General features: G+C 69.3%; 7 protein-coding genes. 5 read left to right on the plus strand and 2 right to left on the minus strand.

The window, feature by feature from the left end; genetic code table 11:
- Positions 1-569, plus strand: a 569-nt coding sequence (locus tag ACZ4XD_RS36770; protein ID WP_468049848.1) for an SDR family NAD(P)-dependent oxidoreductase, incomplete at its 5' end; no start/stop codon positions are given.
- Between the two features lie 69 nt (positions 570-638).
- Here the strand turns inward: ACZ4XD_RS36770 and ACZ4XD_RS36775 are convergent.
- Positions 639-1,988 (minus strand): erythromycin esterase family protein, encoded by a 1,350-nt coding sequence (locus tag ACZ4XD_RS36775; protein ID WP_468049850.1) that lies wholly within the window; start codon positions 1,986-1,988, stop codon positions 639-641.
- Between the two features lie 262 nt (positions 1,989-2,250).
- Between ACZ4XD_RS36775 and ACZ4XD_RS36780 the strand changes: the two genes are divergently transcribed.
- Together ACZ4XD_RS36780 and ACZ4XD_RS36785 are read left to right on the plus strand one after the other, a co-directional pair.
- On the plus strand, positions 2,251-3,453 hold the full coding sequence (locus tag ACZ4XD_RS36780) for a DUF1266 domain-containing protein (RefSeq protein ID WP_468049852.1): 1,203 nt from the start codon (positions 2,251-2,253) through the stop codon (positions 3,451-3,453).
- Between the two features lie 139 nt (positions 3,454-3,592).
- On the plus strand, positions 3,593-4,681 hold the full coding sequence (locus tag ACZ4XD_RS36785) for an LmeA family phospholipid-binding protein (RefSeq protein WP_468049854.1): 1,089 nt from the start codon (positions 3,593-3,595) through the stop codon (positions 4,679-4,681).
- Between the two features lie 89 nt (positions 4,682-4,770).
- On the opposite strand, the gene ACZ4XD_RS36790 is transcribed toward ACZ4XD_RS36785, so the two are convergent.
- Complete coding sequence (locus ACZ4XD_RS36790) at positions 4,771-6,282, minus strand: DUF4334 domain-containing protein (protein ID WP_468049856.1); 1,512 nt, start codon at positions 6,280-6,282, stop codon at positions 4,771-4,773.
- A gap of 218 nt (positions 6,283-6,500) precedes the next feature.
- Between ACZ4XD_RS36790 and ACZ4XD_RS36795 the strand changes: the two genes are divergently transcribed.
- Together ACZ4XD_RS36795 and ACZ4XD_RS36800 are read left to right on the plus strand one after the other, a co-directional pair.
- Complete coding sequence (locus tag ACZ4XD_RS36795; RefSeq protein WP_468049858.1) at positions 6,501-8,117, plus strand: prenyltransferase/squalene oxidase repeat-containing protein; 1,617 nt, start codon at positions 6,501-6,503, stop codon at positions 8,115-8,117.
- A 100-nt stretch (positions 8,118-8,217) separates the two neighbouring features.
- On the plus strand, positions 8,218-8,900 hold a 683-nt coding region (locus tag ACZ4XD_RS36800; RefSeq protein WP_468049860.1), incomplete at its 3' end, for a cytochrome P450.

Here is an 8,900-nt window from a genome sequence, read left to right on the forward strand (position 1 = left end):
ACGCCGGGATCGGGCGGGGCGGCGCGGTCGGCGACACCGCGGTCGAGGACTGGGAAGAGCTGATCCGGACCAACCTCACCGGCCCGTTCCTGCTGCTGCGTGCCGCGCTGCCGCATCTGCTGGCGGCCCGTGGCGCGGTGGTCGCGGTCGCCTCGGTCGCCGCCCTCCGTAACAGCGTCGGCAACGCCGCCTATGCGACGTCCAAGGCGGGTTTGCTCCACCTCTGCCGCTCCCTCGCCGTGGACTACGGACCGCAGGGGCTGCGGGCCAACGCGGTGTGCCCGGGCTGGGTGCGTACGGAGATGGCCGACCAGCGGATGGCGCGGTTCGCGGCGGAGGCGGGGCTGGCGGGCGGTGCCGAGGCGGCATACGAGGAGGCGAACCGGCTGAATCCCGCCGGACGGCCGGGCGATCCGGCGGAGGTCGCCGAGGCGATCGACTGGCTGCTGTCGCCGGCCGCGTCGTACGTCAACGGGGCCGTCCTCACCGTCGATGGCGGAGTGACCACGGTCGGCGTCGGCGGTGCCGCCTTCGACTACCGGATCGAGCCGCGTACCCCGCGCCCGTAGCGGACTACCGGACAGGCCCTGGTGACCTGAGCGGAAAGGCTTCGGGCGGCGGGCGACGGGGCTGGGCCGTCACGGCTTCAGCTTGTCGGCCTCCCGGACTTCGTGGAGGTGGACAAGGACGTCGAAGCCCTTGGCGAGCGCGGCATCGCGCGGTTTCACGGGGAACTGTGTGCCGACGTTGAGCGTGGGCCGGGCGGTGTTCAGCCAGTCGCGCGCGGGGGCCGGGGCGTTGCGGATGTCGAGGTAGAAGTCCCGGTGGCGGACCTGGTCGAGAGTGTGCTCGTTGCTGCCGGGCCTGGCGGCGTGCACGGTGAACTTCTTCCAGTCGCCGCCGAGGGCGGTGTCCTTCGACAGGAAGGAGCCCTGGTGGAAGGTGAAGCCGATGGGGAGGTAGTTCTTGCCCATCGTGTCGTGCAGGAACGACCCCTGCGTCTTGGGGTACAGCTCGGGATCGGTGGCGGCGTAGGCGACGTGGCCGTTGTGCGCGGACAGCAGGATCTTCTGGCCGGTGTGCTGCTGCCACCAGGTGATGTTCTGGGCCATCACCTCGTCGCGGAAGCGCTGGAAGGGGGGCAGCGATTTCGGGTCGTTGGGGTTCATGGTGAGGAACTTGGCGGTCTGGGCGATGGAGCGGGCGTTCTGCTCGGCCCATTGGAACGCCTCGCCGGAGCCCTTTTGGCTGCTGACCAGTTCCAGGGCCTGCTGTGCCTGGGTGGCGAGCTGCCGCCGTTCCGCTGGCGGCTTGCGCAGGTAGGCGAAGACATCGTCGATCGGGCGCAGCCCGGTGTAGAGCTCGTTGAGCCTCGGCAGCGCCTGCGGATGGTTCTGCTGCACGTAGTCGGTCACCCGGCCGAAAAACGCGTCGTTTATCGCGGGGGCGCCGAGGTCGTCGCCCATGAAGTGGACGGTGCGGTCGGGGTGGCGGCTGTTGTAGTCGCGCATCCACTCGATGAGGCTGACGAACTCTTCACGTTCCCAAGGGGAGTTGGTCAGTGTCTCCTTGGCGATCTCGCGGGCGTCACCCTTGCCGGTCTGGAGGTAGTCGTCGATCTGGAGCCCGGCGGACCAGCTCAGTTCGAGGGCGAAGGTGGTGAAGCCCTTCTTCTCGACGAGGTGGCGGAAGACCCGCTCCTTCATGGCGAAGAACTCGTGGGAGCCGTGGGTGGCCTCGCCGAGGCCGACCACCTTGGCGTCGCCGATCATCGAGTCCAGGGCTCGCAGGTCGGCCGGGTTCCTCCCGGGCTCGGTCGAGCGCAGCGGGTGGGCCGCCTGCTCCAGCGCGCGGACCGGCTCCTGCTTCGTGCCGGCCGGGTCGGCGGTGGCCGCTTGGACCGCCAGGGGAGTGAGGACCGCTCCTGTCGCAGCCACTGCCGTGACCAGCAGCCCCCGCCGGCTGATGCGCTTACGGTGCCTCACCATGTTCTTTGCCTCTCAACTTGCGTACGGCGACTTGGGATGGAGCATCGCCCGCGTTGCCCTTGCCGCGCACTGGGGGCAGCCACCGAACTCTTCCGGGGGATACCCCCAGAAGGGGGATGTGCTCCCTGCCGACATGGGGCGGAAGCCCGCGCCGCTGTGGAGAAGCAGGCGCGGCGGGGCGCGCGACCGGAGGAGCCCTGTCCGCGCTCCGACGCCGTCCCGCTGCGTTATCGCTCCTGCGCGCTTTGTAAGGTTCATGTTCATGGCGATGTGGAACCCATTAGCGGCCGTGGCCCAGCCGCAGCCTTCAGCGGCCTGGCAAGCGCCGACCGAGATCGAGCGAAGGCTTTACGAGGCGAAAGCGCGCGGTGACTGGGTTGGATACTTCGATGTGCTCGCCGACTGCGACCTCTTTATCTCGATGTCCCGGTGGGAGGCCGATGGGCCTGACACGGGTCCACCGATGTCCTATTGGAGCCCGGTCGTCGGCCGATGGTGCGAAGTCGTCCTGACCGAAGGCGTCCTGCCGGCCCCCGCGCCCGATCCGGTGTTCGGCCTCATCTCCCTGGGCGGCTTCGCCGAATCGTGGGGCAATGATGAGCGGTGGCTGGCAGTCAACCCGGGCACTCCGTGTGAGGCGTACTTCCCGCCCAATCCGGCGTTATGGAAGGCACATGCGGACCGGGGGAAGGGGTCGGACGTGCAGCGTGGCACTCTGCGAACCCTGTGGGTGGGTGCCCCGCTCCAGGGACCCGTCGCCCACGGGCTCGGGTGCGGGGCGCTGATGAACGTCGTCAACGGAGCCCTGTGGAACGCCATGGGCACCCACGGCAACGGCTACTTCCTGGAGCGCAAAAGTCTGGAACAGTGGTGGGGAGTGACCGACCAAAACAGTTGGCAAGCCGCACTCGACCGCCTCCTCAAAGGCAGGGGTGTCAGGGGCCCGTGGGAGTTCGTACTGGAGGTTCGCAGCTCCCTGTCCCAGCAGTTCGGGGGCCAGGTCGATCCGGCACTGTGGCGGGAGACGACTGAACGGGCGTTGCGCCACAGCGCTGCCGAAGGAGGCGGTACCGTCTCCGACGCCGAGGTTGCCGGGGTGAAGCAACTGATCGGCCGTATTACGCGCTACGAAGGCCGTTTTCGTGCGGACGGCATCCTTGCTGCCAACAGTCGCGTGCGGTCCGCGCTGGCGTGGGACTACGGACGGGCTTCCTGCATGGCCCGCTGGGGACTCGGTGCCCGCTTCACGGATATCCCGGAGGCTGAGCAAGCCGTGGTGCACGCCTCACGTCTGAGCAAGATGACCTACAACTCCTGGGAAGAATTCGCGGCCGGCTACATCCTCGGGCGCTGCCTGCACTTCGACGACGAGCAATTCGGACACTGGTACACGGAAATGCTGCACGCCCATCAAGTGCTGGCCACCCACGCCGAAAGCCCCTGGCGGACCATCTCCTGGGCCTGACACGTGTAGGACCACGACCCTCGCATCCCCTCGATCCACGCGGCGCCCGGGCACGGCACCGAATCCGGCTTCGGCGGCCGCTGCGTAGCCATCTCGAAGACTGTGCACAACTTGGTTCGAGCGCCTGGACTGTGGTCGCATGGTGACGATGCTCTCCAACGAATCTTCCGCAGACTCCAAGGCGAGGGTGCCGGCGAGCCGTGCTCCCCAGGACGGCCCGGCCTCGAACAACCAGGGCCCGGATGCGCCGTCGGCTGACAACACGGCCACCGGCGACCAGAAAAAGCACCCGCGGGCCGCACGCAAGCCGCGCCGGATCGTGCGGAGAACCGCGAAGGTGGTCGTCGCGCTGGCCGTCGTTCTCGCGTTCCTTGTGCTCGGGGACCGGTGGGCCGTGCTCTACGCGGAGAACCTGGCGGCGCAGCAGGTGCAGAAGGCGCTGAAGCTGCGCGCCGAGCCCGAGGTGCACATCGACAGCTTCCCGTTGATCGGGGAGGTGCTCGCGGGCAACATCGACCATGTCGAGGTCAGCGTTCCCGATGTCGACGCCGGGCCGGTCTCCGTCGCTCAGGTTACGGGGACGGTGGACGACATCCGGATCGTCGGCAGCCTGCCGTCCTCCGTCAAGGGTGCGGTGCTGAGCCGGGTGCACGGTGACGTCCTGCTGGACTTCAAGGACCTGAACCGCGAAGTCGGCGCGTCACAGATCCACTTGATACCCGGCCCCGAGAAGAACACGGTGCTGGCCGGCGGCGACGTGCCGGTGGGCGACAAGCAGGCCCAGATCCGGGGGCGCGCGCAGTTGCAGCGCACCGGTGACCGTGGCCTGCGCATGACCGTGCAGGACACGCGCGTGGTGGTGCCCGGCCTGCTCACGTACGTACCGGGCAAGGGCGGTGGCTTGCAGCTGACCGCACCCGTCGCCGACAAGATGGACAAGGGCGAGCTGCAACAGGCGACCGGGAAGCAGGTCCTTCCGCAGCAGATGATGAAGGGCCGCGTCCTGGACACCCTCGTGGACCATCCGTCACTGCTCAAGCCCACCGGCATCGATCCCTCGCTCATCCAGGGCCTGCAAAAGCTCCGGGAGCCGAAGGTCGCGCAGAAGATGGAGTTCTCCGCTCAGCTGCCGGCCAACCTGCCGGGCGACATTCGGCTGCGCGACATCTCCGTGACGAAGACCGGCATTCGGGCGGAGCTGACCGGCAAGGATGTACGGGTGGGCTAGCGAGCTCGTGCATGGTTGGCGGTGAGGCGTCGAGCTTCTGATCGTCGGTCCTGGTCGTGTGGTGGGGGACGGGTCTCGTGCAGCGATCATCAGCGACTGCCGTCGACGGACGGCTGGGGCAGCGACGCGGGTACGCGGGTGAGGTGGAAATAGAAGTCCGTGGGGGTTTCCTTCTTGTCCATCACGCAGAGCAGGACGTTGTCGGTGAGCCGGCGGAAATGGTCGATGACGGGCAGCTGGTCATAGACCATCGCTGTGGACTGCTTGCCGCGGTAGATGACCTCATGCAACGTTGCCAGGCCCATCTCCTCGTACGAGAAGACCGTCCCGTCCTCGGCGCGGCACAGCAGCGGCTCCACGTGATCGGCGTCGACGAACCGTTTGCCGTACCACCGCATCTTCGTCAGCAGCGCGGCATTCTCGCTGGTGTGCTCGAACCCGCCGCCCTGCCAGGTGCCGAGGAGGAGTTCGGTGTCGACCGGTTCGAGCCGGTCGAAGAGCTCTGCCAGCTTCGCGTTGTCGCACTGCCCTCCGGACGCGATGACGTCCAGAACTTCCTGCTCGATGCTCATGTCCGGGGTCTCCCTCGGTTGGGGGACGAACGGTGTGTGGCGGGCGTGCGCGGCGCTGCCCGGTCCGCCCGGCAGGGATGAGGTGGTGGCCCGGCCGGGTCGTACGGGGTCGAAGCGGTGGTACATCCGCGCATGCCAGAGCGCCACCCGCTCCAGTGCCACCGCGGAACCGTACCCGGCCGCGGTGAGCGGAGCCAGTGCCCGCCGGCAGTCTTCGAGCGCTGCCTCGGCGCGCTGGTACACCTCCTGCTCGGTCAGGCCGATGGCGAGTGCGTCGGTCTTCCCCTCGGACCGTTCCCGCTGGTGGCCGCGCAGGTCGTTGAGCAGACGGATGGCGGTCGCGGCCTCGCGCAGTGCGCCGAGCAGCACGGGAAGGCGCCGGGGCAGACCTGGCTCGTCCATGAGGGCCCACAGGGCGGTGACCTGTTGCTCGACGCCGATGGTCCAGGCGCCGTGCCGAAGATAGTCCGTCAGCCGGGGCACGCCGCCACCGGCAGCAGCTGTCCGCGCCGTCTCGCGTTCGCACTGCATGCCGATGAGCGTCTGATGCATGCTTTTCCGCCAGACGGCGATGAGTTCGGGCCGGCCGTCGCGGTGCATGCCCCGGGCGATCTCCGCCAGAGCGCGCGTCATGGGGTCGTCGCTGCCGCCGTCACTGCCGCGCCCATCGAGGACCCTGTGCCAGGCCCGGACACGGGCTGAGGTCCCGTCCGGGCCCGCGGAGTCCGCTGAGTCCGGAGCATCCGGCGCGTGCGGAGCGTCCGGAGCATCCGGTGCGTCCAAGACATTGTCGATTGCCATCAGCCAGACCGTGAGCCGGGACATCTGGTAGCAGGTCTCCGGCGGCAACCACGGCGTGAAGAACGCCGTCTGAAGACACATCAGAGGAACCAGTGCGGTGTCCACGGGCAGCCTGAGCTCTTTGAGCCAGATCTCCAGTCGCGGCATGCTCTGCAATGCGGCGGAGCATGTCTCCGCTATGAAGACGATCTCCCGGGGAGGGTGGCTGTGCGGTCGCGAAAAGTCCACGGCGTCAGGCTACGTCCCGCGCTCGTGCGTGTTCCTGCGCTCCGGGCTTTTCGGACGCACCCGGGCCGGTGCACACGCCGCAGCCGCGTCGCCTCGACTGGCCTGCCCCCCTCTCCCGGTGGGCCGGCAGCGTGTCGGGCCGTCGTCCACTCCCATGAGTCACGCCGGTGAGTACGGCTTCACGAAGCGGAAGCGGAACTCGGGAAGACAGGGGTCAGATGTCAACAGGACCTGCATTACCGTCCATACCGGACGCGCAGCTATCGCCCACGCTCGCCACACGGCTGAGCCGTGCACTTGCCCTCGCCACTCGGCACACCCTGTCCACCCAGCGGGACAACGGCTCATGGCTTGCCACCCCAGACCCTCGCATCACTGAGACCGCACTGTGCACGCTGGCCCTGGCGCGCTCCCCGCACCCCGGCGCCGGCCGAGCCGCCGAGCGGGGCAGGGCGTGGCTCGCCAACGGTGCCGCCCCGCAGAACCACCATCCGGTGGCCCACGCCGTGGAGACCGCGCTGCTGTCCCTGGCCCTGGACACCGGCGGCCCCATCGACGTGAGTCACCCCTCCTTCGCGGACCGGGCGCTGTCGGCCCGCGCCCGGCTCCTCCAAGCCATCGCCCTGCACACCGGCCGAGCGACCAGTGGCGGCACCGGTCCCGCCGCACTGCGCACCCTGCTGGCCACCGCGGTCGCGGCCCAGGGGCGGCTCAAGAGCTGGACCCAGGTGGAACTATGGTCTGCGCACGCACTGGTGGAAACCCACTTCGGCGACCGGGAGTCCGCCCGGCACGCCGCCCACATGGTTGCCGAGCAGCAATCCCCATCGGGTGACTTCTTCGCCAATCCGGTCACCACCGCTCTCGCGGCGCTCGCGCTCCAGGCCGCCACCCCCGGCACGGCTGCCGCCCGCCGCTGCGCGGAGTACCTTCTCACCAGCCAACTCGTCGACGGTACCTGGCGTTTTTCCCACAGCGACGTCTGGGACACCGCTCTGACCATGCGCGCCTTCCACGGCGCAGCCGCCTTCGACGGTGCAGCGGCCTTCGACCGCCACGGACTGCCGGCCGCCGTCGCGTTCCTGGTCGCGGCACAGAACCCGGACGGCGGCTGGCCGTACCGATTGGGTGTCGAGTCCGACAATGACACCACCGCGGCCGTCCTGATCGCTCTGTGCGGCGCCAGCGGCGCGCCCGGCACTACGATCCGGGCCGGGCTATGTCACCTGGCCCGGCAGCAGACGGCCGACGGTCTCTGGCGGACCTGGCAGCACGCCGGGGACCCTCCGGTGGACGACGTGGTGGCGCATGTAGTCACCGCACTGGACCGCCACTCCGGCCGCCATCGCGTGCAACTGGCCGCGGCGCGTGGCTGGCTCGCTGAACGCCTCGGCGAACAGGGACGCTGGCACGCCGGGTGGTACCGGGGGCTGCCGTACGCCACCGCCGAGGTCCTTCCCGCCCTCGACGCGCCCATACCTGCGGGAGGCCACCCCGCCGCCCGAACTCTGGCCGAAACCCGTAATCCCGATGGCGGTTGGCCCGTCGAACGGACCGGCTCCAGCACTCCTGCCGCCACCGGACTGGCCCTCGCGGCCCTGGAACACGGCGGCCTGCTCCACGAGGAACACTGGGCACCGGCGCTCGGCTACCTCGTGGAGACCCAGCGCGACGACGGCACCTGGCCGGGCGTACCCCTCATGTACGGCCCGCGACCGCTCCTCACGCACTACCCCACCCACACCCATGCGTTTGCCGTCGGCGGCCTCTTTGCCGGCCAGCGCCGTCTCCGAACCGCTGTGGCGGCCACCGACTCCACTCACGAGGAGATGTGACATGCGGCCGGGCACGAGAAGAACCGGCATGAGGGGAATCGGCGCACGGCTGACCGGCGGACCGGGACATACCGCCGCCGATGCCCCCACTGATGCCCCCATGGATGCCCCCACTGATGCCGCCACCGAAGCCCCCGTTGCCCCCGGCCGCGTGCCGCTGGCCGGGCACGCCCCGTGGATTCACCGTGATGCAACGGGCTTCGTCCGCGCGCTGCGGCACCACGGACCGGTGACGAAGATCTACATCGGCCCCCGGCAGGTGCATGTCGTCAACTCCCATGTGCTTGTCCGGGAGTTGCTGACTGCGCAGGCCCGCGCCTTCGACAAGGGCGCGATGTTCGACGCCCTGCGCGTGCCTCTCGGCGACGGGCTGATCACCGCCGCCGGCGACCGCCACCTCCGCCGCCGTCGGCTGATGCAACCCGCCTTCCACCACGACCGGATCGCCGGCTACGCCCGCATCATGTCCGAACGGTCCCTGGCGCGGGCCGCCGTCTGGGAACCCGGGACCACTCTCGACCTGGTGCCGGAGATCCACCGCCTGACGCTCGACATCCTGCTGCGTACCCTCTTCGCGGATCCCCAGGACCCCGAACTGCGCACCGCGGTCAAGGACTGGCTGTCCGTCAAGTACCACTCGATGCGCCTTGCCCTCTCCCCGCTGCACGCCTGGGCGGAACGCCTTCCGCTGCTGGCGGGGTGGCGGCCACCGGACGCCGGCCCGCTGCGCCGGCTGGTGGCCGTCCAGCAGCGCATCATCGAGACATACCGTGCCGACGGCCG

The sequence above is a fragment of the Streptomyces sp. NPDC029466 genome (genome assembly GCF_055574515.1).